General features: G+C 63.2%; 14 protein-coding genes, 1 pseudogene and 1 riboswitch. Of the genes and pseudogenes, 8 read left to right on the plus strand and 7 right to left on the minus strand.

Annotated features, from left to right (window positions below; translation table 11 throughout):
- Positions 1-49: 49 nt before the first annotated feature.
- On the plus strand, positions 50-895 hold the full coding sequence (gluQRS, locus tag NA29_RS19555) for a tRNA glutamyl-Q(34) synthetase GluQRS (RefSeq protein ID WP_052253319.1): 846 nt from the start codon (positions 50-52) through the stop codon (positions 893-895).
- A 131-nt stretch (positions 896-1,026) separates the two neighbouring features.
- On the opposite strand, the gene NA29_RS19560 is transcribed toward gluQRS, so the two are convergent.
- The gene (locus NA29_RS19560; RefSeq protein ID WP_039400717.1) at positions 1,027-2,526 is read right to left on the minus strand and encodes a DEAD/DEAH box helicase; all 1,500 of its coding nucleotides are present in this window, start codon (positions 2,524-2,526) and stop codon (positions 1,027-1,029) included.
- 316 nt (positions 2,527-2,842) lie between these two features.
- Positions 2,843-3,837: pseudogene (locus tag NA29_RS19565) on the minus strand (bile acid:sodium symporter family protein).
- Between the two features lie 315 nt (positions 3,838-4,152).
- Between NA29_RS19565 and NA29_RS19570 the strand changes: the two are divergent.
- From NA29_RS19570 to wrbA, 3 genes are all read left to right on the plus strand, one after another.
- Entirely contained in the window at positions 4,153-5,103 is a 951-nt protein-coding gene (locus tag NA29_RS19570) for a LysR family transcriptional regulator (RefSeq protein ID WP_039400721.1), read from the plus strand.
- Positions 5,104-5,358: 255 nt separating this feature from the next.
- Complete coding sequence (locus tag NA29_RS19575; protein WP_039400723.1) at positions 5,359-5,652, plus strand: hypothetical protein; 294 nt, start codon at positions 5,359-5,361, stop codon at positions 5,650-5,652.
- A 133-nt stretch (positions 5,653-5,785) separates the two neighbouring features.
- On the plus strand, positions 5,786-6,418 hold the full coding sequence (gene wrbA / locus NA29_RS19580) for an NAD(P)H:quinone oxidoreductase (RefSeq protein ID WP_039400726.1): 633 nt from the start codon (positions 5,786-5,788) through the stop codon (positions 6,416-6,418).
- Between the two features lie 72 nt (positions 6,419-6,490).
- On the opposite strand, the gene NA29_RS19585 is transcribed toward wrbA, so the two are convergent.
- Positions 6,491-7,369 carry an OXA-62 family carbapenem-hydrolyzing class D beta-lactamase OXA-154 gene (locus NA29_RS19585; RefSeq protein ID WP_063861062.1) on the minus strand — a complete coding sequence of 293 codons (879 nt, stop codon included), beginning with the start codon at positions 7,367-7,369 and terminating at the stop codon, positions 6,491-6,493.
- Between the two features lie 509 nt (positions 7,370-7,878).
- Here NA29_RS19585 and NA29_RS19590 point away from each other — a divergent pair.
- Both NA29_RS19590 and thiC read left to right on the plus strand, forming a co-directional pair.
- On the plus strand, positions 7,879-9,327 hold the full coding sequence (locus NA29_RS19590; protein WP_084103953.1) for a hypothetical protein: 1,449 nt from the start codon (positions 7,879-7,881) through the stop codon (positions 9,325-9,327).
- A 99-nt stretch (positions 9,328-9,426) separates the two neighbouring features.
- A riboswitch (TPP riboswitch) is annotated at positions 9,427-9,525 on the plus strand.
- 73 nt (positions 9,526-9,598) lie between these two features.
- The gene (thiC, locus tag NA29_RS19595; RefSeq protein WP_039400731.1) at positions 9,599-11,515 is read left to right on the plus strand and encodes a phosphomethylpyrimidine synthase ThiC; all 1,917 of its coding nucleotides are present in this window, start codon (positions 9,599-9,601) and stop codon (positions 11,513-11,515) included.
- 170 nt (positions 11,516-11,685) lie between these two features.
- Here the strand turns inward: thiC and NA29_RS19600 are convergent, their stop codons facing one another.
- A complete protein-coding gene (locus tag NA29_RS19600) occupies positions 11,686-12,468 on the minus strand; it encodes a hypothetical protein (RefSeq protein ID WP_150662375.1) in 783 nt (260 codons plus the stop codon).
- Between the two features lie 850 nt (positions 12,469-13,318).
- On the opposite strand from NA29_RS19600, the gene paeA reads away from it, so the two are divergent.
- On the plus strand, positions 13,319-14,680 hold the full coding sequence (gene paeA / locus NA29_RS19605; protein ID WP_052253076.1) for a polyamine export protein PaeA: 1,362 nt from the start codon (positions 13,319-13,321) through the stop codon (positions 14,678-14,680).
- On the opposite strand, the gene recD is transcribed toward paeA, so the two are convergent.
- The 3 genes from recD to recC are packed head-to-tail and all read right to left on the minus strand — an operon-like array spanning position 14,628 to position 24,132.
- On the minus strand, positions 14,628-16,820 hold the full coding sequence (gene recD / locus NA29_RS19610) for an exodeoxyribonuclease V subunit alpha (RefSeq protein ID WP_224786962.1): 2,193 nt from the start codon (positions 16,818-16,820) through the stop codon (positions 14,628-14,630). The two genes, paeA and recD, sit on opposite strands and share 53 nt — an antisense overlap.
- Positions 16,817-20,701 (minus strand): exodeoxyribonuclease V subunit beta, encoded by a 3,885-nt coding sequence (gene recB / locus NA29_RS19615; RefSeq protein WP_072633334.1) that lies wholly within the window; start codon positions 20,699-20,701, stop codon positions 16,817-16,819. Before recB ends, recD begins: the two co-directional genes overlap by 4 nt.
- Positions 20,698-24,132, minus strand: coding sequence for an exodeoxyribonuclease V subunit gamma (recC, locus tag NA29_RS19620; protein ID WP_039400736.1), 3,435 nt, complete (start codon positions 24,130-24,132; stop codon positions 20,698-20,700). The genes recB and recC overlap by 4 nt, the downstream gene beginning before the upstream one ends.
- Before the next feature lie 279 nt (positions 24,133-24,411).
- Between recC and NA29_RS19625 the strand changes: the two genes are divergently transcribed.
- Positions 24,412-26,634: an FUSC family protein gene (locus NA29_RS19625; protein ID WP_039400739.1), complete on the plus strand. Its 2,223-nt coding sequence runs from the start codon at positions 24,412-24,414 to the stop codon at positions 26,632-26,634.
- Positions 26,635-26,666: the final 32 nt, after the last annotated feature.

Below are 26,666 nucleotides of genomic sequence, written 5' to 3' on the forward strand. Positions count from 1 at the left end.
ACGCGTTGGCGGCTACCGCGGACGCTTCGCTCCTTCCCCGACCGGGCCGCTGCATCGCGGCTCACTCGTCACGGCACTGGCCAGTTGGCTCGACGCCCGCGCGCACGGCGGCGTCTGGATCGTCCGCATGGAAGACCTCGACGAACCGCGCAGCGTGCCCGGTGCGGCAGACGACATTCTCGACACGCTAGCGCGTCTCGGCCTGCATTCGGACGAACCGATCGTCTGGCAAAGCCGTCGTCATGCGCTTTACGAGCAGGCGCTCGCGGCGCTGACGGCAAGCGCACACGTCTATCCGTGCGGATGTACCCGCCGCGAAATCGCGGACTCGCTCACGCGCGTGCATGCGCGTCACAGCACACTGGCTTACCCGGGTACCTGCCGCGACGGCCTGCACGGCAAGACGGCCCGCGCATGGCGGCTTCGCGTGCCGGATGGCGACGCCGCGTGCATACATTTCGAAGACCGCTGGATGGGATCGCAGACGCAGGATCTGGCGACGGAAGTCGGGGATTTCGTGCTCAAGCGTGCCGATGGACAGTGGGCCTACCAGTTGGCGGTCGTCGTTGACGATCAGTTGCAGGGCATCACGGACATCGTGCGCGGGTCCGACCTGCTCGACTCGACCGCGCGTCAGATCTACCTGCAAGCCTGCCTCGGCGCACCCACGCCTCGCTATCTGCACGTGCCGCTCGTCATGGCCGACGACGGCCAGAAACTGAGCAAGCAGAACGGTGCTGCGCCGCTGTCGCTCGATACACCCGACGCGGTCCTCGCATCCCTCAAGGACGCGGCCTCGCACCTCGGGCTGCCAGCGGCACTCGCCGACATCTCCCATCGCGACGACTTCTACGCGGCGGCCACGCTCGCGTGGCAAGCGCAACACGCAGGCTGACATTGTCGGCTGACTGTCCTGCGCGATCTGAATATGGCCGCCCAATGAAAAAAAGCCAGCGTGTGTACGCTGGCTTTTTTACGACCACTGCAGGGTACCTGAGACTACCGCACCCGGCACTTGGCTTTAGATTAGCGGTCCTGTGCCTTGCGCGGGAAGCCTGCGAGCAGTGCCGCGACCTGACGCTTAGGGGCCTTCTCCGACGGCGCACCGAAGGTCGTCGGTGCAGCAACGTCGTGCGACGCAAGATGGTCGCGCTGCGACTCACCGGCCGACGGCGACGGCTCGTACGGCTTGTAGAAGAATTCATCTTCCGGACGCACGCGACGCGGCGTGCTGCCACCGCTACGGCCAGCGCGCAGGCCGTCGTGACGGCTATGGCGCTCACCACGATCACCACGCTCCGCACGCTCACCGCGGTCGCTGCGCTCATAGCGATCACCACGGTCGTCACGCGACCGATTGCGGCGCTCCATTACCAATTCGCCACGCTTGAGTTCGCGCTTGATCAGCTTCTCGATTTCCACGAGTTGCTTGCGCTCGTCCGGTGCACACAGCGAGATCGCTTCCCCCGACGCGCCGGCACGACCCGTACGGCCGATGCGGTGCACGTAGTCCTCCGGGTTGTACGGCAGGTCGTAGTTGATGACGCCCGGCAGATCGGTGATGTCCAGACCGCGTGCGGCGACATCGGTCGCCACGAGCGCGCGGATGCCGCCCTGCTTGAACGCCTCGAGCGCCTGCATGCGCTCGTTCTGCGATTTGTCGCCGTGAATGGCGGCCGTCACGATGCCGTCGCGCTCAAGCTGGCGCGCCAGGCGGCTCGCGCCGATCTTGCTGTTCACGAACACGATGACCTGCTTCAGGTCGCGTTCGTTAAGAATCTGGACCACGGCCGCGCGCTTGTCGTCTTCATCCACTTCGTAGACGACTTGCTCGACCGTATCGGCCGTCGCATTGCGACGCGCCACTTCGATCGTGACCGGGTTCGTAAGGTAGCTCGATGCGAGCCGCTTGATGTCGTTCGAGAACGTGGCCGAGAAAAGCAGCGTCTGGCGCTGCTTCGGCAGCAAATTCAGAATGCGCTGGAGATCCGGCAAGAAGCCCATGTCGAGCATGCGGTCGGCTTCGTCGAGCACCAGCATCTTCACCTGGCTCAGGTTCACCGTTTTCTGTTCGACGTGGTCGAGCAGACGGCCCGGCGTAGCGATGAGAATTTCGACGCCGCGGCGCAGCGCGTCTTTCTGCGGATTCATGTCGACGCCGCCGAACACCACCGTATTGCGCAGCGCCGTGTGAGCGGCGTACAAACGGACGTTGTCAGCCACCTGATCGGCGAGTTCGCGCGTCGGCGTGAGGATCAGCGCGCGCACCGGGTGACGGGCGGGCGATGCACTCGTATTGGCCTCGGGCAGCAAACGCTGGATGATCGGCAGCGAGAAGCTGGCGGTCTTGCCGGTCCCCGTTTGTGCCGCACCCATGACGTCGCGACCGGACAGCACGACCGGAATGGCCTGTGCCTGAATCGGGGTCGGTTGGGTGTAGCCCTGCTCGGCGATGGCCCGCAAGATGTCCGCATGCAGCCCAAAGCTATCGAAGCCGGGGGTCGGAACAGCATTTACATCAGCCATGATGAAGGGACATCTCTTTTAAAAAAACGGGGGCCGCCACGCGGAAGGGTTTCCGCATCAAAGCTCACTCGCGAAGATTCAAGGGGCGCTGCGCGCCATGCTCAAGGCTGGCGCGAGAGGGGTCTGTCATGTAACAGATGCGTCGGGCGCCGCCGGACCGGGGTGGTCGTCAAGAAGCGAAACAGACGCAATTCTAGCACTTGCGCACGACCAACGTGTGACAACGGCCCTTGCCGGGCCGTGTTCGTCGAATAACGCGAGAGGTTACACGCAGGCGAATGCGCCGAAGAACGCGCAGTTCGGGCGCTTTGGGCGTTCAGCGGCCCGCACCTGCATTCGCGCTGCCGCTCTCCGGCTTGCCGGGATTGGCACCGGGCGCGGCCTTACCGGCCACGGCTTTCGCGGCCTGAGCGGCACGTTGACGATTGGCATAACGTGTCGCCAGCACGGCACACACCATCAGTTGCATCTGATGGAACAACATGAGCGGCAGGACAATCGCGCCGAGCGGGCCAGTCGCAAACAGCACCTTGGCCATCGGAATGCCGCTCGCGAGACTCTTTTTCGAGCCGCAGAAGACGATGGTGATCTCGTCTTCGCGCGAAAATCCGAGCCAGCGTGCCGAATACGTCGTGATTGCGAGCATGATCGCCAGAATGACTGCGCAGCAGCCCAGCAGCCCCAGCAGCGCCAGCGGGGGAATCTGATGCCACAGCCCCGTGTTCACGGCTTCGCTGAACGCGGTATAGACAACCAGCAGAATCGAGCCCTGATCCACGATCTTGAGCAGCCCGCGGTTGCGCTCCACCCATTTGCCGATGGCCTTGCGCGACAACTGCCCGGCAATGAACGGCACGAGCAGTTGCAGCATGATGTTGCCAATGGAGTCGAACGGCGACGCGCCGCTGTTGCCATCGTGATGGATCACCACCAGACCAACCAGCAGCGGCGTAATGAAGATGCCGAACAAGCTGGACGCCGACGCGCTGCACACCGCGGCGGGCACGTTACCGCGCGCTATCGACGTAAAGGCAATGGCCGACTGGACGGTGGCGGGCAGCGTGCATAGGAAGAGGATGCCCAGATACAGCTCGGGGTCACCATCCACGACAGCACGGGCTTGAGCGCCACGCCAACGATCGGGAAGATAACAAACGTGCTGGCGAACACCAGCAGATGCAAACGCCAGTGGGTCGCACCGGCAAGCACGGCTTCGCGCGACAGCTTCGCGCCGTGCAGGAAGAACAATGCGGCAATCGCCACGTTGGTCAGCAAATTGAAGGCGACTTCGCCCTCGCCGTGCGCAGGCAGAAAACTGGCCAGCGCAACGGTAGCAACCAGCATCAACGTGAAATTGTCGGGAAGGAAACGCGGTCTGGCCATCGTTGCTCTTGAATACTCTCTCGGATACGTCTGAAATGACAAAGCCCGTTCCGCCCGAACACGGGACGCGACGGCCTTGACGGGCCGTCGCGAGGTCGACTGTCGATCCTGAGGCCCCAGGCGTCAAAAAGTGACAGGAAAGTGACCGGAAGTGTGCGCTCGCGCTACGGGTTTTTACGTATTAGAGCGCAAGGGTAGTTAAAATACAAATTCATTTAAAAATTTTATTCATACCAAAGACGCATGAATATCTCGCTGCGCCAGCTCAAAGTGTTCCTCGCAGTGGCCGAACACGGCAGTTTCAGCCGCGCGGGCGAGGATATTGGCCTGACGCAACCGGCCGTGAGCCGCTGCATCCGGGAATTGGAGCAAGAACTCGGGCTCAAGCTGGTGGACCGCACCACGCGGGAGGTCACGCTGACCGAAGTGGGCGCTAGCCTCTCTGCCACCCTCGCCCGGGTGCTCGACGAACTGGAGAGCGCTCTGCGCGATACGCACGGGTTGGCGGAAGAGCGTCGCGGCCGCGTACGCGTGGCCAGCGCGCCGACCATTTCCGCGAATCTCATGCCCGAGTGCATCTCGGCGTGTGCCGCCCGTTATCCCGATATCACCCTGATGCTGCGCGATCAGGTTCAGACGCTCGCCACAGACAGCGTGCGACATGGTGAAGTCGACTTTGGCGTGATTGTCGCCTCGGAGGGCACGGACGATCTGGTGGGCGAGCCCATCATGGTCGAGCCGTTCCTCGTAGTGTGCGACCGTTCACATCGCTTTGCGAAGCAAACCGAGGTGACGTGGAACGAACTCAATGGCGAGAAGCTGGTGTTGCTTGACTACGCGTCCGGCAGCCGACCGCTGATCGACCGCGCATTGGCCGAACATGGCGCCTACTGCCAGGTGGCACAGGAAGTCGGGCATGCGATCACCGTCTTCCGGATGGTCGAAGCGGGTATTGGCATCAGCATCATGCCTGCGCTGGCGTTGCCCGCCATGCCCGGACTGTCGGCGAACGGCCCGGAAGCGGACAGCCGCCTCGTGGCCTTGCCGCTCACGCCGCAGATCGACCGGACCATCATGCTGGTGCGCCGCAAGAACCGAACGCTCTCCCCCGCCGCGCAATCCGTCTGGGAATTGATCCAGCAGATCACGGCCAATACGCCGCACTCGCTCGCGTCGGGCAAGCCACGCAAGTGACACGCCAGGCCACCGGCCCTGACATGATGGGAATAACCAACGGATACCAGGCTTTTGTGCACCATTGAGCGAAATTCAGCAAAAAACCGCCTGATCGGGATGGGTCTCGACACATCAAAGTAAGTGAGCGCCTGCTACAATGCGGGTGCGTCGACTCCCCCCAAGTGCGTGACTGTGCCATCGGGCGTCTGCCCCGCCATCGTGCCTCGACGACATGCCCGCGCCCTGCGGGCATTGTGCTTCCGGTACGGCGTCATGGACTTGTTCATCAAATACTTCAGCCCGCTGTGGCTCTTCCACGCGGCAGCCGATCTGTCTTTCTGGCAGCGGCATCAACTCGACGCGCGCATGCAGATCGTGAGTCGCTTCATGTGGCGCTATGTCATGCGCTGGTGCGTCGTAAGCGCCACGCTGCTCGTGCCTGCCGCCGTGATGGCGCATGGGCTCGCGGCCACAGGACTCGCTCTGGCTGGCGGTGTTTCGGCGAGCGTGACGGTGCTCATGGCCGCGCTGGCGCTGGGCTGCCTTATCGGATCGCGACTGCGCTGAAAGGGTCGCGGTTGCGCTGAAGCGTGCCACGTCTGCGCTAAAGCGTCATCCGCGTCGACTATGATGGAACGGCTCGCCTCGCGCGGCCGACGGTCCGCGACGCCGGCATCTTTCGACCCCAAAGGAGAATCCCATGGCCAACGCCAAGATCCTGGTGGTGTTCTATAGCATGTACGGGCACATCTACAAGATGGCCGAAGCGGTCGCCGAAGGCGCGCGCAGCGTCGCCAGCGCCGACGTCACTGTGATGCAGGTCCCTGAACTCGTCCCCGACGATGTGCTGGAAAAAAGCGGCGCAAAGGCCGCACGCGCTGCCTTTGCCAGCGTGCCCGTCGCGCGCGTCGACCAGTTGCCCGAGTACGACGCGATCATCTTCGGCACCCCGACGCGCTTCGGCAACATGACCGCGCAGATGCGCAACTTCCTCGACCAGACCGGAGGCCTTTGGGCCAAGGGGGCGCTTGCAGGTAAAGTCGGCAGCGTGTTCGCAAGCACCGCGACGCAGCACGGCGGGCAGGAAACGACCATCACGAGCTTCCACACCACGCTGCTTCACCACGGCATGATCATCGTCGGCGTGCCATACACCGAGCCTGCGCTCACCAACATGAAAGAGATCACCGGCGGCTCGCCCTACGGCGCCACGACACTCGCCGCCGCCGACGGCTCACGTCAGCCGAGCGAGAACGAGTTGACGATTGCACGGACGCAAGGCCGTCACGTCGCGGAAATCGCCGCAGCGCTTAAGCACGGACGCGCTCTGTAAAACACGTCGGCAAATTACCGGCAACACGCGCGACGCGACGTCATTCGACGTTCGCGTCGCACGGTATCGCGTTCAGATCAACTTCAGGTTCTTCAGCACCTCACGCACGATACGCGCGCGCTTCGGGCCGTCGGCGTCGCCGTTCATGTCGATGTTCAGCGCGATCATCGTCAGATTGCCGTCACGCTCCAGCCAGCCCACCCACCAGCCGATATCCGGCTTCTTGTCGACGAACCAGCCGGTCTTGCCGTGCAGCACATAGTCGGCGTTCGCTTCGACGATGGAAATCTGCCGGACGATGTCCTGCGAACGCGCGGAGAACGGCAACGTGCCACGCGCCAGACGCTGCAGGAAGTCGACTTGCTCGCGCGCTGAGATCTGCAAACTGTCGTCCACCCAATAGGTGTCGTTCACCCGACCGATGGTCCGGTTACCGTACCCGACGGCGTCGAGCTTCGCCTGCGCATACGCACGCGGAATCTTGTGCGAAACGACCTGATAGCACGGGTAGCAAGACACGCGAAACGCGTCGCGCAGATTCAATTCTGCATTCCACGCCTTAATCCGGCGCGGTTTGCCGTCCCACGGAATCGTCTCGCGCTCGTTGTCCAGCGCACCCGATTCCAGCGCCAGCAGACTGTTGAAAATCTTGTACGTCGACGCCGGGGACATGCGCCGCTCGGCGCGCGCCGAGTCGTACGCCTGATACGTCTGTGTCTTGCCGTCGAGCACGACGACCGTGCCCTTCACGTTTTCCGCCGCAAAGAACTTGCCCCAGTCGGCACGCTCGGTCACGTGGACGGGCGCTGCCACGGAAGGTGCTGCCGCGGCTGACGCGCGCGACAATTCCAGCGCGTGTGCTGGCGAGGGCAGCAGACCATGCGCGACGACCGCCGACGCCAGACGCAGCACGACAGCCGCGCGACACCAGTGAGAGAGAATTCGTTTCATTTCGTTATCCTTATTTTTAAGAAGATAGTGGGTGACATGGGGATGACACGCCGGGTGTGGCGGCGACGTCGAAACGTCGTCGCTGCCGATACGAGTCGCGCTGGCCAGGCACTCTTTTTTTCGAAAGCGTTTGCAGCTTAGTGTGCGTTTCGGCAGCTGCAAAGCAAAGCTACCGTAACCGACGTAACCGCCGTATCATCGGCTCGCCCCTTGCGCAAGTTCGTGGAACGTGCGCACGCCGTTCGCGCCACAACGTGCGCCTCCGGTCCCTGCCAAGCTTGCTGCCCGAGTCACTCAGTCAACATGAACGACACCACCGAATCGTCGCTCGCTCCCGCACTCGTTGTGCGACTCGACGCGCCGCAGAAAATCGACGGTCAACCGGTGCGATACCAAAGCCTGTGGTTGCTGATGCGCGTCTATTACGCGGCGCATTTCGAGGCATCGCCGGTGACGCTTGCGTCGCTGAAGGTCCGGTTCGGTCAGGCAGGCCTCGGGGTGACCTGCGCATGCTCATCAGCCGCGCATTTTCGGACTTTGCGCGATGGGACGTCGCGGTCGGCTGGGGCGATGACCGCCATGCCGATGTGCGTCTGCTGCCGACGCGCGGACGTGGCAAAGGCCCCTTCTGGCTCGCCGCGCACGAGATGTCGCGCATCAAAGTCGTCATCGGCGACACGACGCCCGCCGATCCGCGCCGCGCAATCGCTGCCTTTCTCGGTTTGCCGCAGGACAGCACGCCCGACGCTCAGTCACCCGCACTCGATTACGTCATGCAGGACATTGCGTTCTGGCATCACCTGACGCTCGGCAAGCGCGACATGCAGGACGGCGTGTTCTTCGCGCCGTCGCCGCCTACGACGCACAGCGAAGCCAGACGCCAGCGCACGGGCGCGATCCCGTCGTTCCATGCGGCGCAGGTGTGCGCCGTGGACGACGTACAGCGTGGCATTGCGCTGCTCGCCGAGACCATCGTGTGGCGTCGCATGGGAGACGCCGCGCGCACGAAGCAGACTTTGGCCACACTCGCGGCCACCTTCGGCGCGAGCCAGCCCGGCTCACCGACGTTACGCGCCATGCACTGGATCGTGCAGGCATGGCAGGCCTACGCATTGCGTGACGAGCCAGGGGCGTTCGCGCATCTGCAACGTATCAGCGACGACGCATCGCTCGCCCCGTGCCTCATCTACAACCCGCGTATTCGCTTCGAGAGCCGCAATCTCCAGGCGTTGCTGCACAAATCGCACGCCGCGCGCAATGGCCCAATGCCTGCCCGCGCGCAATCCGCCGCCGACGCGCTGGCCGCCTTCTCGGACGCCCTGCAAGCGGCGTTCGAAGCCGACTCCATCGAGCTGGCGCAGCACGTCGCCGCCAACATCGGCCTGTCGCTCTGGCTGTTCTGGCAAGGGGCGCTGATCGATCCGGGCAGAAGACTCGCCGCGGCCGAGGTTCAGCGCCAGGCATTGCGGTGGATCGGTTTGTCGGAGTGGATTTGCGATCGCTTCGGCGTCGGCGGGAATTCCGTCTGGAATACGGTGTTCCTGCTGCGCATTGCGCGCGGTGCCGTTCCCGTTCGACGCGATCCCGATCTGGAAACGCTGCGCGCGAGTACGCCCCTCGCGGTCGATGCGTTTCTCGATGCCGTCCAGCCGTTTGGAGCCCCCTTCTCGCGCGCCAAGGGTTTCCTGCGCTGGACCGATGTCGTGGCCACCACGCTCGCCGACCACGAGGAGGGACGCGTTCGCTTCGAGCCGCTGCAGCTTGCCAACCTGTGGTTCGAAATGCTCTGGTTCGCGCTGCATCAGGACGGCGACTCGCCGCAGGCATTCCACGCCGCGCAATCGCTCGGTCGTGTACTGCCGATGCTGCCACCGCCCGACCGGCGCTTTTTCCGCGATGCGCTACGTCTGATGCCGCGCGACTTTCAACGCGAGGTGCGGATAGCGCAGGACGGTTGAAGCGCCCGTCGGAATGTCGCACCGCACCATTTTCAGTTCACGTTTTTCGGGACACATCGTGCTTGTTTTGCCCGGCAGGTCGGTGTATCGTTGCCGCAAAGCTAAGCGCAGGGGTCCTGCAACGTGAGTTGTGGGTGAGAAATACCCTTAGAACCTGATCTGGATAATGCCAGCGCAGGGAGCGTAGAAATTCCTCGCCCCCGTTCATGCTCCTGAGCCGCTTTGCGCCGAAATTGTCGGCGTCAACACGTGCCCCGCCAGGAGACATTGCATGAACGCCAATCCGAAGTTCCTCTCAGCCAACGCGCGCGTGGACGAAGCTGCGATCGCACCGCTGCCCAATTCCCGCAAGATCTACGTCGAAGGCTCGCGCCCGGACATTCAGGTCCCGATGCGCGAAATCTCGCAAGCCGACACGCCGACGAGCTTCGGCGGCGAGAAGAATCCGCCGATCTACGTCTACGACTGCTCGGGCCCGTACACCGATCCGAACGCAACCATCGACATCCGCTCCGGCCTGCCCGCGCTGCGCGCGAAGTGGATCGAAGAGCGCGGCGACACCGAAGCCCTGCCGGGTCTGAGCTCCGCCTATGGCCTTGAGCGCGCGAACGACAGCGCTACCGCCGACCTGCGTTTCCCGGGCCTGCATCGCACGCCGCGCCGTGCCAAGGCGGGCAAGAACGTGACGCAGATGCACTACGCACGTCAGGGCATCATCACGCCCGAAATGGAATACATCGCGATTCGTGAAAACCTGCGCCGTCAGGAATACATCGAAAGCGTACGTGCCGCTGGCCCGCAAGGCGAGCGTCTCGCGAAGTTGCTCACGCGTCAGCACCCGGGTCAGCATTTCGGCGCCAGCATTCCCGCCGAAATCACGCCGGAATTCGTGCGCGAAGAGATCGCACGTGGCCGCGCCATCATCCCGAACAACATCAACCACCCGGAATCCGAGCCGATGATCATCGGCCGTAACTTCCTCGTGAAGATCAACGCGAACATCGGCAACTCGGCCGTGACGTCGTCGATCGGCGAAGAAGTGGACAAGATGACGTGGGCGATCCGCTGGGGCGGCGACACGGTCATGGATCTGTCGACCGGCAAGCACATTCACGAAACGCGCGAATGGATTCTGCGTAACAGCCCGGTGCCGATCGGCACGGTGCCGATTTATCAGGCGCTCGAAAAGGTCAACGGCAAGGCCGAAGATCTGACGTGGGAAATGTTCCGCGACACGCTCATCGAGCAGGCCGAGCAAGGCGTCGACTACTTCACGATCCACGCCGGCGTGCGTCTCGCGTATGTGCCGATGACGGCTAACCGCATGACGGGTATCGTCAGCCGCGGCGGCTCGATCATGGCCAAGTGGTGTCTCGCACACCACAAGGAAAGCTTCCTGTACACGCACTTCGAAGAGATCTGCGAAATCATGAAGGCCTATGACGTCGCGTTCTCGCTGGGCGACGGTCTGCGTCCCGGCTCGATCTACGACGCCAACGACGAAGCGCAACTCTCCGAACTCAAGACGCTGGGCGAACTGACGCAAATCGCGTGGAAGCACGACGTGCAGGTCATGATCGAAGGCCCGGGCCACGTGCCGATGCAGCTCATCAAGGAGAACATGGATCTCCAGCTCGAGTACTGCGACGAAGCCCCGTTCTACACGCTCGGACCGCTGACCACGGACATCGCCCCGGGTTACGACCACATCACGTCGGGGATCGGCGCAGCCACCATCGGCTGGTACGGCACGGCCATGCTGTGCTACGTCACGCCGAAGGAACACCTTGGCTTGCCGAACAAGGACGACGTGAAGGAAGGCATCATCACGTACAAGCTCGCAGCCCACGCGGCTGACCTCGCCAAGGGTCACCCGGGCTCGCAGATTCGTGACAATGCGCTGTCGAAGGCACGTTTCGAATTCCGTTGGGAAGACCAGTTCAACCTCGGTCTCGATCCGGACAAGGCGCGTGAATTCCACGATGAGACGCTGCCGAAGGATTCGGCCAAGGTCGCTCACTTCTGCTCGATGTGCGGACCGCATTTCTGCTCGATGAAGATCACGCAGGACGTGCGCGATTACGCCGCCAAGCAAGGGCTCACCGACGAAGCCGCCCTCAAGCAAGGAATGGAGGTCAAGGCCGTCGAGTTCGTAAAGAGCGGTGCCGAAATCTATCGTCGCACCTGATTAGCGCGTGCACGATGGCAGCATCAACGCCGCTGTCGTGTACGGCAAATCGTCGCTTAGCAAGCAGAACGCGCCCGGGTAAAACCGGGCGCGTTTTTTGTTGCGCTGGCGTCTCGACTGCTGTTGCCCAAGTCAGGCTGACGGCATTGTCGACAGGTTTGACACCGTCGTTATGCGACGGAAGGCGACTCGCTGGAGATGGCGGCCGGCGCCGTGGGCACGCCACGCTGCGTCAGATAGTTGCGCAACCGCTCTGTGGCGATGTGCTTGGCCACCGAAGACATCGACGTTGCGAGCGCCGTGAACGCTTCCGTGTTGGTCGCGGGCATGGCTGCGGCATCCATCACTTCGGTGTGACGCATCTCCCAGTGGCGCTCGCCCAGTTGTTCGACGCCGAGCGCGAGCTTCGCCCATTCGTCCGTCCCCAATCCGATGGACGCGGGCAGATCGCCGCGCACGATCGCCTGATGCATCGGCAAACCGGCGGCAAAGCCCACACGAAGCATCCACTCAGTGCTTTCGCTCGCAGGCATGGGACGCGCGCCGGCGTGCAGGCGCGCGTTCAGCTTGCCGATGAATTTGTCCGGCGTCTCGCGCACGAGACATGCCGTCGACCACTCCTTCTTGCCTGCCAGTGCGGGCTTGCCGGTCCATCGACGCGCCGTGTCCGCCACCGTCTTAGTCACGTCGGCACGCGTCGGCTCGAACGGTACCGTACCGTTGCGACCGTCCGTGCCGAGCAACGAACCGTTGACGATATCGCGACAGACTTGCGCGCGCTCGCTGCGTCCATCCGGCATGACAACCGGGTGATTGCGCCCGTCCAGCGAGGCAACATGGGTGCTCACCTGACGCGAACTGGCGCAGATATGCAGCGTTGCCAGCGCTGCCGGTGGGAGGACAGGTTGCGCGACACGCGGCGCAAGTAAGGACGCCAACGATTCGCCGGTCATGGGTGCTTCGAAAACATCCCCATCGTCGACGCCCACGAATCCAGCCCGGAGCGCGCCGCCCCAGGCTTCATCGGATCGATCCTCTTGCGACGATACGCTCGCGAAATCGGCCTCGAAGCGAATACGCCCCTGATCGCGATTGGCGTGCCCCGACGATTGCGCTACAACGCTTGCCGGTGAATCACGCGGGGTCCGGGGAGGGGCCGGGAGAGCGCTTCGTACGTTTGCGATGCGCATGAGCGGCATGTCTACGGGATGATTGCGTCCGACGGGATGAAGTGTGACGGGTATTGCGGCAAGGTCGCCCGTGACGGGTGCGTGATTCGCGAACTGCATACCGAACATCATCGATAAGTCCTCACATAAGGGAAAAGGGAGAAGCGTGGTGTGCACCACAGTCTCGACGTCGCCTGCGCCGTGCCCCACAGCCTCCCGACAAAGCTCGGATGTCGCCATGGGGTGTCGTCAAGACGGCGTCCACGATGCCCGAACGGTCGTTCGGTAATTTTCGATTCTGCACGCGGACTCTCGCAGCTCGTGCAAGCGACCGCCTCGGAGTGGACAGCCGGGCCGCCTGAATGCGTCCGGTATGCATCGGGTACGCGGGGATCGCGCTGTCGGAGTGCCCCGAACTTATGGCATGCTATCGGACAGCGGTACAGCCGACGCGGCTGACGCGGCCCGCCCTGCGGGTACGCTGCTCCTGCGCTCCAGCCCGAAGGCATCTCAAAATGATGGCCCGCCGGCCTTGTTTTGAAATGTCTCCCTGCTCCCGGACCCACTCCCGTGCGAACCGGTCCGGCCTGCGTCGCGGCTATGTATCCGCACTCGCACTTACAGGGACAACAATATGAGTGGTTACGGTTTTCTTTTCAGTATTCTTTTGCTGGTGCTGGCAAGCGCCTTCTTTTCCGCTGCCGAAATCTCGCTCACTGCGGCCAAGCGCACCAAACTCCAGGTGCTCATGGAAAAGGGCGACGAACAGGCGGTCAAAGTGCTCGCGCTCAAGGAGCAGCCGGGCAACTTCTTCACTGTCGTGCAGATCGGCGTGAATGCCGTCGCCGTGCTCGGCGGCGTGCTCGGCGAGAGCTTCCTCACCGGCTACATCTTCGATTGGCTCTCGCCATTCACCGACGAGGCGCTCGCGCTGCGACTGGCCGGTATCGGATCGTTCCTGTTCATCACGATCGCCTTTATCCAGTTCGCCGATCTGATTCCGAAGCGTCTCGCCATGGTCAATCCGGAGCGCGTCGCGATGGCCATCATCGATCCGATGCTGCTTTGCCTGAAAATCCTGCGTCCTTTGGTCTACATCTTCAACGGCGTAGCGAACCTGTTTCTGCGCATGTTCAAGCTGCCCACCCATGCGATCGACAACATCACGTCGGAGGACATTGCTGCGATGGTCGGTGCCGGCGCGCAGGCCGGTGTGCTACGCAAGCAGGAACTGCATCTGATCGAGAACGTGTTCGAACTGGAGTCGCGCACCGTTGGCTCGGTCATGACCTTCCGCGACGACGTGGTGTACTTCACCATCGCCGAAGACGAACGCAGCATCCGTCAGAAAATCACGGAAAGTCCGCATTCGAAGTATCTCGTGTGCCGCGACGAAATCGACAACGTGCTCGGTTACGTCGACTCGAAAGACCTGCTTCAGCGCATTGCAAGCGAGGATCTTTCCAGCGTGATCCGCAATCTGGATCGTCTCTACGCGAAGAAACTGCTGGTGATTCCGGACACGCTCAACCTGTCCGAAGCGCTGGCACGCTTCAAGGAAACCCGCGAAGGCTTCGCCGTCATCATCAACGAGTACGGTCTGGTGGTCGGTGTAGTGACGCTTAACGACATCGTTGGCGCCCTCATGGGCGATGTCGTCCACCCGGCCGACGAAGACCAGATCGTGCAGCGTGACGAGCACTCGTGGCTCGTTGACGGCGTCACGTCGGTCGAGGACGTGAAAAAGGCGCTCGACATCGACGAACTCCCCGGTGAGGGTGAGTTCGAGACCATCGCCGGATTCATGATCTATCAGCTCAAGCGTATTCCGAAGAAGTCGGAAGCCACCGAAGCGGCGGGCTACAAGTTCGAAGTGGTCGACATCGACAACTACAAGATCGACCAGTTGCTTGTCACTCGCATCGGCGCTGTTGCCGAAGCCGCTATTGCAGCGGCAAAGCTGAACGCGAATTCGTCGGCAGATCGGACATCGTAGTCAGCACCTCCTTCAGACGGTCGGTCAGACCGCCATCGCGCTGCGTCGGGCGCGCGATGGCCGAGGCGATCACCGGCCACGGCGCATATAGCCACGCCTCCCGGCGCGCACGCGTAACCCCCGTATAGATCAGTTCTCGCGATAGCACCCGGCTCGCCTGCTCGGGTAGCACTATTGCCACACGCTCGAATTCCGATCCCTGCGACTTGTGAATCGTCATCGCGAACGCCGTTTCGTGCGCGGGCAAGCTCGCAGGCGAATAGAGGCGATAGCCGCCGTCCGGCGTAGCAAACGTCACACGCAACGTGCCGGATGGCCCCAGCGGCAACGCAATGCCGATATCGCCATTGAAGAGGTTCAGCGCGTATTCGTTCTGCGTCACAAGCACCGGACGCCCCGCAAACCATGCGCCGCCCCCCGCGCCCAACGCCACACCGGCACGACGCGCCAGCAGCGCCGTCAGTTGTGCGCCCAGAAACTCGACGCCTCGTCGCCCGCCCCGCGTCGCGCACAGCACGCGGAACTTGCCAAAAGCAGCAAAGACAGGCTGAGCGACCATCGCAATGTCTGCCGTCGTGGCCGCAGCGGGATCGCCTAACTGTTCTATCGTCGTAAAAGCCTGAGCGAGCGCATCGAGGTATTCGCCGTAACCGTCGGCCAGCGCGTTTAGGGTGGCTGGCGACAACTGGATTCCGCCATCTTCGCTTAACAGCACGCGGTCCACGGGGTTGGCTTCGGAAGATGCGCTGCCCGCCTCACCTCTGGTAGTCATGCGGCCGGACTCGCTCTCGGCAACAGTGAACTCCTTGCGCGCATCGATGACCTTTCCTGTCTTGATGGCCGTGGCCAGACGGCCAATCGCCGAGTTCGCGCCAAAGCGATAGGTGCGTTCCAGCCAGACGACGGCGTCCTCCAGGCCACGTGACGCTCGAGCCTGCGTCGTCTGCGCAGCACTCGCTTTCGACACGCTGGCGCTGCTCACGGCCAGCGGGCCCGAGGTAGGTAAGTCGCTTGACGGCCAGCCGAGTGCCGACAGCAATTGCATGCGCATCGATGGCGAAAACACCCGTTGGGCGCTCAGTTCGCCGAACACCGCCCCCGCCTCGACGGCCGCCAACTGGTCCTTGTCGCCCAGCAATACCAGACGCGCGCCCTCCGGCACCGCTTCAAGCAATTGCGTCGCCATCGACAAATCGATCATGGACGCTTCGTCCACCACGATCAGGTCATAGGGCAGCGGGTTGCCTGCGTGATGACGAAAGCGTCGCCCGACCTGCTCCGCCGATTCCGGCAATACACCGAGCAGTCGATGCAACGTCACCGCCGCTTCGGGGAGCGCGAGTCGCACGGCTTCCGGCAAGTCCTGACGTGCCGTCAGGGCCTCCTGCATACGCTGTGCCGCTTTGCCGGTGGGTGCCGCCAGCGCAACGCGCAGGTTGGCATCGCGCTCCAGCAGACACGCGATCAGACCGACGACCGTGGTCGTCTTCCCCGTCCCCGGGCCGCCGCTGAGCACGACCAGCGAGCGTTGCAATGCGAGCGCCGCCGCCGCCATCTGCCAGTTAGGCTCGCGCTGGCCTTCGGGCGAGAGCAGCACGCCATCGCGGAAGTAGCGTTGCAAGCGCTTACGGTCGTCCTCCGTGATCGCAGAAGTCGGTGCAGTCGATGCCGACATTGCCGTGCCGCTCAGGGTCAGTTTTCGCCCAAGCGCGAGGGCAAGGCGCGCTTCATAGTGATAGTAGCGAGCCAGATACAGACGGTCCTGATCGTCTAGCAAGAGCGGGTAGGCGCCTGCCTGTCCATCGCCCGCGAGTACGTGCGCGAGGCTCGCCGGTGCACACAAGCCGCTTGCGAAGAGCGCCTCTCGCCAGACCGACAACGCAGGCGCGTCACCGGGAAACAGCTCGCCGCTGGCCTGTGCGTCGAGCAGGTTGTCGAGCGGCACGCAAACGTGACCTTCCGACGTGGCCAGGCTCACTTCGAGCGCCGCCCGTCGAACGTAGCGGCAAGTGACCTCATCCGCACCGTTGCCTCGCGCGAGCAATCCCATGCGACGCGCGAAACCTTGCGCAAGTCGCACCACGCCGCTGTCCGCCAGTGGTGCACCGGACGCATCGCCCATATGGCGTCTGTCGCTCATGCGCCCTCCTCGCGTGCCCCGACCGAAGCACTACTCGTGTCCAGCGAGAGCGCCTGAGCCAGTGCCGCGTTTTCACCTGCGGCGAACAGTCCATCGAGCGCGTCGACCATTTCGCGCGAAGGCTTGTCGAAGAAAACCCCCGGAACTTCATCCCCGGCAAGATGCGCGCTGGCCCAATCCGGGCGCACGCCTCGCACAAACAAATAGAGGCTGCCACCCATATCGCGGTCGTAATCGTAATCGGGTAAGCGACGCCGCAAATAGCGATGCAGCGCCAGCGTGTAAAGCAAGTACTGGAGGTGATATCCGTGTTCGGCCATGGCCTCGCGCAAGCCGTCGCCACCGTAATTCTCGGGGGCGGTCCCAAGGTAGTTCGACTTCCAGTCGAGAATCCACCACTGGCCGCTGTGTCGGAACACAAGATCGATGAAGCCTTTGAGATAGCCCCGCAGGACCGTCGCATCCAGCGGCAAATCGGGATATCCGAATTGGCGCAACAGGCCGCGCAGCGCGTCGAGCGACACCGCATCCGCCGGGTACGTGAACTCCATCTCGGTAAGACGCTCAGCCAGCGAGACATCCGCCAGTTGCATGCCTGGGCGCAACGGCGTGGCGAGCGTGTCGCTCAACATGTTCGTCATCATGGCGCGCCATGCGTCGTTTTGCTCCGCTCCGCGTCCCGGTGGACGCTCGCGCAGCGCCCGCGACACGGCATGCGACCACTGTGCACGCGACTGGAAGTCGGCCAGCTCGAATACTCGGTGCAAGCTCTCCCCCGCGGCCGGGCCACGCGGAAAGCGAAGAATGTCGTCGGCAGGCGGCCAGGTGTCGTCGCCTTGCGGCGGCAGCGCAAACGTCGGTCCCGCATTGGCTTGCGCGTCGTAATCGGGACGCGTGCGTTCCGGTGCACTCAACTGCCCGCCGCCGAGTTGCGGTCCGGTGTGCATGCCTGCAAGCAACCCGGAGAAGCTGCCGATGCGCCATGCTTCGCGCAAGGCTCGCGTACTCACGCGCGTGGTCAGTTCCGGTGCCGCATCATGCAAGACGCGCGTGTCGCCGTCGAGCGCATCGCCCACGGGCAACGGCACGACGTCGAGCGGTCCGCCAACGAGCGCCCTCCACGCCGAGCGAATGGACTCGACGCGCTCATCGGCATCGATGGTCGAAGCAATCCAAACGTCGAATGTCGTCCCTTGCCCGGCCGCTAGCCAGTTGAGCATGCCGCCGCACGCCTCCTTCACACTACGACGCGACGAATAGATGCCCGCCGCGAGATAGCAACGGTACACCGCGCGCGTCAGCGCGACGTAAAGCAGGCGCACCTGCTCCGCCGATTGTTCCTGCCGCAACGCGGCAACAGCAGGCGAGCCCTTGCCAGCCGCGTCGGTAAAGTCGATGACGGCCGTCGCACCGTCGTGGTACTCCAGACCTTCGAGACCGCCGCCGTCGCGCACGGATCCGTCCCAAAGAAACGGGCAGAACACCACGCCGTACTCAAGGCCCTTCGATTTGTGAACGGTCACGATCTGGACCAGATTCTGATCCGACTCCAGGCGCAGTTGCGCCTCCTCGCCGCCGCTCGCATTGCGCTGCGACGCCAGCCAGCGCAGCAGCGCAGGCATGCCCGGCTGTTCTGCCCATCGCGCTTGTGCAAGCTCGGCCAGATGCATGAAGTTCGTCAGACGACGCTCTCCACCGGACTGCGCAACCAACCGTGCCGCAAGTCCAAGCTCGCGCATAAGCGTGCGCCACATCGCCGAGAACCCGCGATCCGTCCACAACTGACGATACCGTTGCAGGCGCTCGATCCACGCGATCGCCTCCGCATCCGAGGCATCGCTTGTCTGCATGCGATATAGCGCCGTGGCATCGAGTCCGAACAACTCTGTCGCGAGCGCGGCGCGAAGGGCTCGAACGTCACCCGGCGCCTCCACCGCGCGAAGCACACGCAGCAAGGTTTCCGCCTCTTCGCTCGCAAATACCGAGTCTTGCGTCAGCTCCACGCTCCCTACCGAATGCTCGGCGAGCATCGACTTCATCAGCGCGCCCTGACGGTGCGTCTGCACGATCACGGCAATATCGCCAGGTGCGAGCGGCTCGTCGCCGACAAGGACTTCGCCGCGCGACGCCCCTGCCAGCAAGCGCGCCACTTCGGCCGCCGTTGCGCGGGCGCACGCTTGTTGGGCCTCGTCCTTGGGCAACGGTTCGTCGGCGTCGGGCAGCCACCAGACGGTAAAGTCAGCCACGTCCCGAACGTCCGACAGCGGAGGACGCCGACGTGTGCCCGGACGCACCGGCGGGTACTCCAGCCCGTTCAGCACGAACGCGCGATCGTTGGCACCGAACAAGCGGTTGCCCGCGTCGATGATGGCTGGCGTCGAGCGCTGATTGACAGCAAGCGTGTACGCCGCGTCGGCGTTCGCGCGCGCGGCCAGATAAGTGTGCAGATCCGCCGCACGGAAACTGTAGATGGCCTGCTTGGGATCACCAACCATGAACATCGGACCGCGCCCGCTCGCCGCCAGCATTTGTTCCGTTGCTTCGTCCGAGGGGCCCTCCGAAGCGTCCTCCGACGCCGCAGACCGATGTCCGTACACGGCACTAAAAATGGCGAATTGCAGCGGATCGGTATCCTGGAATTCGTCGATCAGTGCGCACGGATAGCGCTCGCGCAACGCGTCCGCCAGATCGGGATGTTGATGCAGCGCGCGCGCAATATTTCCAAGCAAGTCGTCGAACGACACCACGCGCAGTTCGCGTTTGCGCAGCGCCAGCTGTTCCGGCGCCTGGATCAACCACTCACGCAGGATTCGCAGCCACTGCATCGCATAGCGCTCGTCAGCATCGGCGCGCGCACGAACGAGTACGTCCGCCATCTCGAAGAAGCGGTGGTCCGGGGGTGTCTCCCCCTTCTTGATGTCCTTGGCGAGCCGCGTCGTCGTCAGCAACTCTGCCTTCGGCCCCAGCAATGCTCCGGCATCGCGTGCGCCAAGATATCGCTGCCACGCCGAGACAGCCTGCGGGAGAGACGTCTCGTTGTAGATATTCTTCTTGTAGGAAGGCAGTACTGCGCGCATCAGGTCGGCAATCACCGATGCCTCGGCTTCCCAGCAATCGCATGCCGCCAAATATGTCGCTAGCAACGCCGAGTCCGGCGACGCCTGCACATCGCTTTGCACGGCATCCGGCCAACGCAACTCGGACATCGGCTTCTTCAGACGGCGCGCCAATTGATCCGTGAGCGTGCCCGGTGAACGCTTGCGGTCCACCAGCCATGCGGCGAAGCTGTCATCCTGCGCCGCCATCGGTTCAACAACGCGACGCCAGAACTCCACCGCCAGATCGTGACGCACGCCGTTATCGTCCGGCACCAGCTCATAAGCGAATGGTAGCCCGGCAGCAAACGGCACTTCGGCGAGTGCCCGCTGGCAAAAGCCGTGGATGGTGTGAATCGACGCCTGATCGAAACCGCGTAACGCGCGCTGGAGGCATTCGCGAATGGCCTTCGGCGACATCTCTGCGCGCTCGATCAGCCCGGCGATCATCACGTTGAACAGGGGATCGTCGCTGGCGTCCGGGTCGAAGTCGGGGAAGTCGTCTCCGTCATCATCGCCCCCTTCGCCGTCGTCCTCATCGAAGACCGGGGCCATCGCTGCGACCAGTCCGGCGAGTCGTCCACGAATCCGCTCACGCAATTCTGCCGTCGCGGCATTCGTGAACGTCACGACAAGAATCTGCTCGACGGTCAGTTGCTTCTCAAGCAACAACCGTACATAGAGCGCGCAGATGTTCCACGTCTTGCCCGTACCAGCCGAGGCCTCGATCAAGCAGACGCCATCGAGATCGCAACCGAAAACATCGAGGTCGATGAGCTGCGTCATGCGCCCTCCACGATTTCAAGGTGTTGCACCATCGGTCCGAACATCGTGTTCGCCAACAAGTCGAACGGCGACGCCAGCGGGTCTTCCACACCCCGCCAGATCAGCTTGGTATAGGGATCATCGGCATCGCCGCGAGCGAATGCAGAGCCGGACCATGCGCTTTCGGTATCTGTCATTTTCCCAGTGCTCGCCAGCTTCCATGCGCTCCGCACAAAGAACGGTAACGGCCGGGTCTGCCCCAGGCGATACAACGCCACCCATTGCGCGAGCAGTGCCGCCGCATCGTCCACGGGACGCAGCGCAAATGTCTCGTCCTCTCCATACCAGAGTGTTCGTGGCGCGACCTCAAGCCCCGCATGTTCCGGTTGCTGCAAATGTGCACATAGCGCGAGGTGGGCGAGCCAGGCCGCAAGCAGATCGCTCGGACGCATGCTGCCATAGCGATACATGACGAGTCCGTGGCGCGAAACCGGCGCCAGACGCCCTTGCAGCAAGCAGTCTGCGCACAGCGTCGCATCGCCGTGCCAGATCGCATCCGTCGATCCCGTCCACGACGGTGGGAGCGCGGGCTTGAGCGGCAAGGTCACCAGCAATTCCTGTGTGCCATCTGCCTGCGCTTGTCTCACTTGCGTGGCCAGTGCGCGCAGTCCACCGAGTTCACGTCGACGCCATACCGCACCCGTCGCACCTCCTGGCAGCTCATGACTGACGTTCGCAATGCGCTCGATCGCCGCCGCCTGAGCCTGAGGATCCCGACCGTCATCGCGCAACAGTCGCGGCAGCAACCGCGCGGCGAGCGCGTCGCGCCCCGACCAGTCGAGTACGAACGGCTCTTCGTCTTCGACTTCGGTGAGCATGTCACCGAGCGACAAGCCCAGCCGGTCGCGTGCCCACGCCCGCCCCGGGTGACGCCAGAAGCGTAGCAAGTCGTCCAGCGTCAGATGCGTCTGCGCAATGGCGGGCAATGGCTCATGGACGAACGGCAATTCGGCTGCGTCCGGTGCAGGCGATGCCAATTGGCCAACCAGTTGCTGAGCCGCCTCGCCGTTAGCAACGTCATAGCTGTACAGCGACGGCTTACGCCCGTCAAAGTACGCGGGCGAGAACGGTTGAAGCGGATGCAGTACGACAAGCGTCTCACGGGCTTTGCGTTGCTCATCGAGGTCGAATCCCTGCGATGCCGGCGCGAGCAATTGCCCCGTGAAGTCCAGCAATTCGTCCACGACCGTAGACGGCGGCAACGGCGCGTTATCGCGAACGCTTCGCCCCGTATAGGTGATGAGAAAGCGGTCCTGCGCACTCAGCATCAGATCGAGGAACAGATTGCGCTCGTCATCGCGACGCTGACGGTCGCCACGTTGTGGCAGCGCACGCATGAGATCGAACTCGTCGGCGCGCACGCGCCCGGGCAACACGCCATCGTCCATGCCGATCATGCAGACCACGCGGTACGGCAACAGACGCAAGCTTGGAATCGCGGCAAACGTCACGCGTCCCGACGGCACCCCACCGCGCGTCGGATCGTCGAGCGCGTCGGCCAGCACGCGCGCCACCACTTCCACCGGCACGCGCACCTCAGGCGCGCCGTCGGCAATGGCCGTACCGATCTGTTCAATGGCCATACGCACTTCGGCGACGTCATCGGCGAAACGCGGCTCATCCGAGAAGAACAGTTCCAGCATTGCCAGCAACTGATCGCGCCACGCGAGGCCAGTACGCTCAGTCTGGAGTGACACCGCCGTCATATCGAGATCGTCGATCAGCCGCGCCAGTTGCCCCAGCAACTCGGCCCTGCCGCCTTCGATCCCGCCGACAGGCAACCAGTCGTCGACCGGCATGGCGTCGTCCGGCAAGGCGTAGCCGAGGAACAGGCGCATCATGGCGTCGCCCAGCGTGTGGCGCTCCAACGCAGGCGGTATGTCCGCACCGGCGCGGGTCATCGTGCGATCGCTTGACTTCTGTCCAGTGCCGTCAAGCCGCAGCAAGGCGTCTCCGCGCCAGCCCCGGCGTGCGCCAGCACTGTGCAACCAGTTCTGAATGGCGTCGAGCACATTGCCGCCCAGGTCGTAACGCTGGGCTACCGCCTCTGTACGCGCGAGTTCGACAAGGCTCGACGCCGCCACCCGCTGCTGCGGCAATGCAAGAATCGACGCGAAGGCACGTGCGACAGGGTTGGTCCGCGTCGGCGGCAAGCCGGTTACCAGATAAGGAATACGAGGCGTTGCGGTGCCGAACACTGCATCGATGAGCGGTGCCGCACGACCAAGGTCCGGCACGGTAATCAGCACATCGTCCGGACGCAGATCGGGAATTTCGTCGAAGCACGCCAGCAGGCGGTCGTGCAGCACCTCGATCTGACGCGCAAGGCTATGGCAGACGTGCACCTGCACCGAGCCATCGGCCGCGACGCCGTCGGGTGCGCCATGACGACCATCGTCCAGGGAAAGAATGCCGTTCTGCAAGGCGGCCAGCAGTGTGGGCTCCGGATTCGGCTGAAACAGCGCCCGGTCTTCCACCGCTTGCGGCGCAAGGTCCGCGTACAGCGCATCGATGTGCGACTGCGTCTGCCGTCCCCATTCCGCCAGTAAGGGGTGCCCCACCTCGCGGTGTGCCTTGCCGTCGCGTTGGGTCAGATACGACAGCCGCGACGGCGGCACGATGTCGAACCAGTAGCTCTCGCAGGGATTGAGGACATAAAGATGCACGTCGATCAGGCGAGACATGGCCTTGAGCAACGCCATCGAAAGTGGCGGCATCGACGACAGCGCGAACACGCAAACCCGGGACGGCCAGCCGACCGGAACCGTCTCCGGAGTGAGCTGTTCGATTCGGTCGATGGCCCGCAGCGTCGGGTGGCGCTCGCGAATCTCCAGATGCGCCAGTACCTGCCGCCACAAGGCGCTTTGCCAAGCCTCGTCGGCACGCTGGACTTCGCCCCAGGTCGTCGACGCCCCCGGCGAAATGAATTCACCGGATTGCCACCGCTCCAGCCAGTCCGGCCGGTAAGTCAGGTATTGATCGTAGATGTGGGCCAGTCGATCGGCCAACTCGAATCGCATGACGTCGTCTGCCCCGGCCAGATAACCCGCCAGCCGCGGCGACGACTCCCCCCACGGCTGCGCGAGACACTGGTACAGCGGCCAGACCAGCCGGTCGGGCGCGAACGGCGAACTTTCCGGCACGGTGAGCAGTTTGCCTGCCATGTCCCAAAGCCATTGCGCCAGATACGTCAGGCGGACGTTTGCACAAACGCCGAAGACGTCCGCATAGTCCAGCTCGAGTCGGCGGCGCACCGCCACGCTGGGCACAACAATGGTTTCCGTCTCAAAGGGATTCCCTGCCCCCGGCGACGCATCAGGGGCCTGTGCGATGTCGCGCAACAGGGCGGCTTCGAGCGTGGTGAACCGGTTGGAGAAGAATAGATGGAGCATGCGGGCGTGGCGGCTTAGCGAGACTGTTCGCAAGCATAACAAATGCCCTGCGCCAAAGCCCATCGGACAGATCCGAAAGCTCACCCCGTCATAGGTAACGGCAGGGGGGCGGTGACCCGACACCATGCCTGGCGCGCATGCCTGGCCCACATCGGCGCCCCGCGTGTAACCGGCGGTATCCCCACTTCGCGGCACGCCGGGCATCGGCTAGACTCTCACTGCGCCGCGCCCCACCCCATCGCGCGGCCAGCTTTGCCGCGGAACCCTCGCACCCGACGCATGGACTACCAGACCGATATCAAGAAGTTTCTCTATAGCCACTACTTTTTCAGCGGCACCCGGCAGGCGGTCGGCGTCATCCTGCCTGCGCTCGTCCTGTTCTGGGGGATGGATCAGCACCTGCTCGGCATCGAGGTCGCCTCCGGCGCGCTCTGCGCGAGCGTGGTCGACATCAACGGGCCGCTGCGTCACAAGCACACCGAACTGCTGAGCTGCACACTCCTCGGTGCGCTGACGGTCCTGATCACTGGCATGGCGACGGCCGCACAGCCGTGGCAACTCTGGATCACCTCGCTGATTCTGACGTTCGGCCTGTCGATGCTCGTGGTCTATGGGCTGCGCGCGTCGCTCGTCAGCTTCGCCTGTCTCATGATGATGGTCCTCAACGTCGAAGCGGACCTCACACGTCATCAAGCGGTGCTCGATGCCGGGGCCGTGCTCGCCGGGGGGCTTTGGTACACCTATTTCAGTCTGTTCGTCTGTCGTATCTGGTGGTTTCGCATCGAGCAGCAAACGCTGGCGGAGTGCTTCTTCGTCACGTCCGAGTATCTGGAAGCCAAAGCGGCCTTCTACGATACGTCGACCGATATCGACGACTGCTACCGCCGTCTGATTGCTGCACAGGTCAATGTGGTGGAAAAGCAGCAGGCAGCGCGCGAGATCATTCTGCGTAACTTGCCCCGGCTGCGCATCGGTGCGCTGGAACCGCGCCGCACCATGCTGTTCAATCTGTTCATCAACATCGTCGATCTGCATGAGACGGTGGTGTCGGTGCATACCGACTATCCGATGTTGCGCCGCGAGTTCGCCAACAACGACGTGCTGCTGTTCTTCCGCGACATGATCCGCAAGATCGCCATCGAGGTGGACGCGATTGGCTATGCCATTGCGACCAACGAGCCCTCGCGGGCACAACGCAGCTGGCGCGCAGAATTTCGTGCCATCGAGTACGAAATCGAACTGATGCGCAAGCAGTCGCTGCAACAGAAATCCCCGGAGGCCTATCAGGCGCTCACCAGCACGTTCCGCCGCGTGTGGAGCACCACGCGTATCGTCGAGCGTATGCACCGCAACACCGACGTGAGCACCGCAGGCAACGCGACCGAAGTGCAGATCGACCAGGCCCTGCAACGCTTTACCTCGCGCCAGAGCTTTTCTCCGAAACTCCTCTGGAAGAATCTGACTTTTTCGTCGCCGAGTTTCCGTCACGCATTGCGGGTGACGATCGCCATCGCGGCCGGGCTGCTCATCTGCGAAAACTGGTCGTTGCTCGCCGGGCAGGATCACAGCTACTGGGTACTGCTCACGATCATCGTGATTTTAAAGCCGGGGTTCAGCCTGACGAAGCAGAAGAACGCGCAGCGTCTGACCGGCACGTTGATCGGCTGTGTGAGCGTACTGGTGATTCTCTCCTTCGTTCACAAGGCCTGGGTTCTGCTCGCGCTCATGTTCTTCTGCATGGTCATGGGCAACAGCCTGTCGTTGTTCAACTACGGCTTGTCGGTTGTCTTTATGTCGTCGTACGTGCTGCTGCTGTTCCATTTCCTGTTGCCAGGCTCTCTCTCGGTGATCGGCGAGCGCGCCATCGACACACTGATCGGATCGGCCATTGCGCTGGTGTGTTCGTATCTGTTCCCGTATTGGGAATACCGGTTGATGGGGCCGCTGATCCGCAATGCAGTGCAGTCCACGCGCACCTATCTCGAATCGAGCGCCGCGCTGGACGGCAAACGCGACGACTTCGCCTATCGCATGGCGCGCAAGGACATGCATATTGCCTTCGGGAATTTCGGGGCCGCCTTCAAGCGGATGATGCTGGAACCGAAGTCCAAGCAGGTCGCTGTTGCAGAGCTGAACGATTTGCTGGTGCAAAACCACGTGATGGCGTCGTACATTACGGGCCTGTCGGATGTGCTACCGCGGCAGATCGCGGCAGACAAGAGCGGGGAGTTAGGGCAGGTGGTTGCCGCGATCAGCGACCTGCTGTCGCAAGCGGTCGCCGCACCGGCGGCATCCGTGCCGACGGACACACAAGCCGCCACCGAGGCGATGCGCGATTATACGAAGCGTCTTGATGCGCTGGTCGTCGCGCAGGAACAGCAACCCGACGCTGTCGACGCGCACGTGCAGGAGATCAAGCAGGTCGTGCATCAGCTCAAACAGATGTTGCGCGCGGGTGAGCTGATCCTGCGTGATATGCGGGCGATTCGTCTGCCCGCTTGAACCCGTGCCGGTCCCCGTGCTTGAACTCGTCA

Source organism: Pandoraea sputorum (assembly GCF_000814845.2).
Classification (GTDB): Bacteria; Pseudomonadota; Gammaproteobacteria; order Burkholderiales; family Burkholderiaceae; genus Pandoraea; species Pandoraea sputorum.

Bases quoted from the DNA above. Each gene is read 5' to 3' on its own strand.
- wrbA (WP_039400726.1), top strand. From the start codon at position 5,786: ATGGCCAACGCCAAGATCCTGGTGGTGTTCTATAGCATGTACGGGCAC.
- NA29_RS19570 (WP_039400721.1), top strand. From the start codon at position 4,153: ATGAATATCTCGCTGCGCCAGCTCAAAGTGTTCCTCGCAGTGGCCGAA.
- NA29_RS19575 (WP_039400723.1), top strand. From the start codon at position 5,359: ATGGACTTGTTCATCAAATACTTCAGCCCGCTGTGGCTCTTCCACGCG.
- NA29_RS19560 (WP_039400717.1), bottom strand. From the start codon at position 2,526: ATGGCTGATGTAAATGCTGTTCCGACCCCCGGCTTCGATAGCTTTGGG.
- recB (WP_072633334.1), bottom strand. From the start codon at position 20,701: ATGACGCAGCTCATCGACCTCGATGTTTTCGGTTGCGATCTCGATGGC.
- NA29_RS19625 (WP_039400739.1), top strand. From the start codon at position 24,412: ATGGACTACCAGACCGATATCAAGAAGTTTCTCTATAGCCACTACTTT.
- paeA (WP_052253076.1), top strand. From the start codon at position 13,319: ATGAGTGGTTACGGTTTTCTTTTCAGTATTCTTTTGCTGGTGCTGGCA.
- recD (WP_224786962.1), bottom strand. From the start codon at position 16,820: ATGAGCGACAGACGCCATATGGGCGATGCGTCCGGTGCACCACTGGCG.
- NA29_RS19590 (WP_084103953.1), top strand. From the start codon at position 7,879: ATGCTCATCAGCCGCGCATTTTCGGACTTTGCGCGATGGGACGTCGCG.
- NA29_RS19600 (WP_150662375.1), bottom strand. From the start codon at position 12,468: ATGACCGGCGAATCGTTGGCGTCCTTACTTGCGCCGCGTGTCGCGCAA.
- recC (WP_039400736.1), bottom strand. From the start codon at position 24,132: ATGCTCCATCTATTCTTCTCCAACCGGTTCACCACGCTCGAAGCCGCC.
- thiC (WP_039400731.1), top strand. From the start codon at position 9,599: ATGAACGCCAATCCGAAGTTCCTCTCAGCCAACGCGCGCGTGGACGAA.
- NA29_RS19585 (WP_063861062.1), bottom strand. From the start codon at position 7,369: ATGAAACGAATTCTCTCTCACTGGTGTCGCGCGGCTGTCGTGCTGCGT.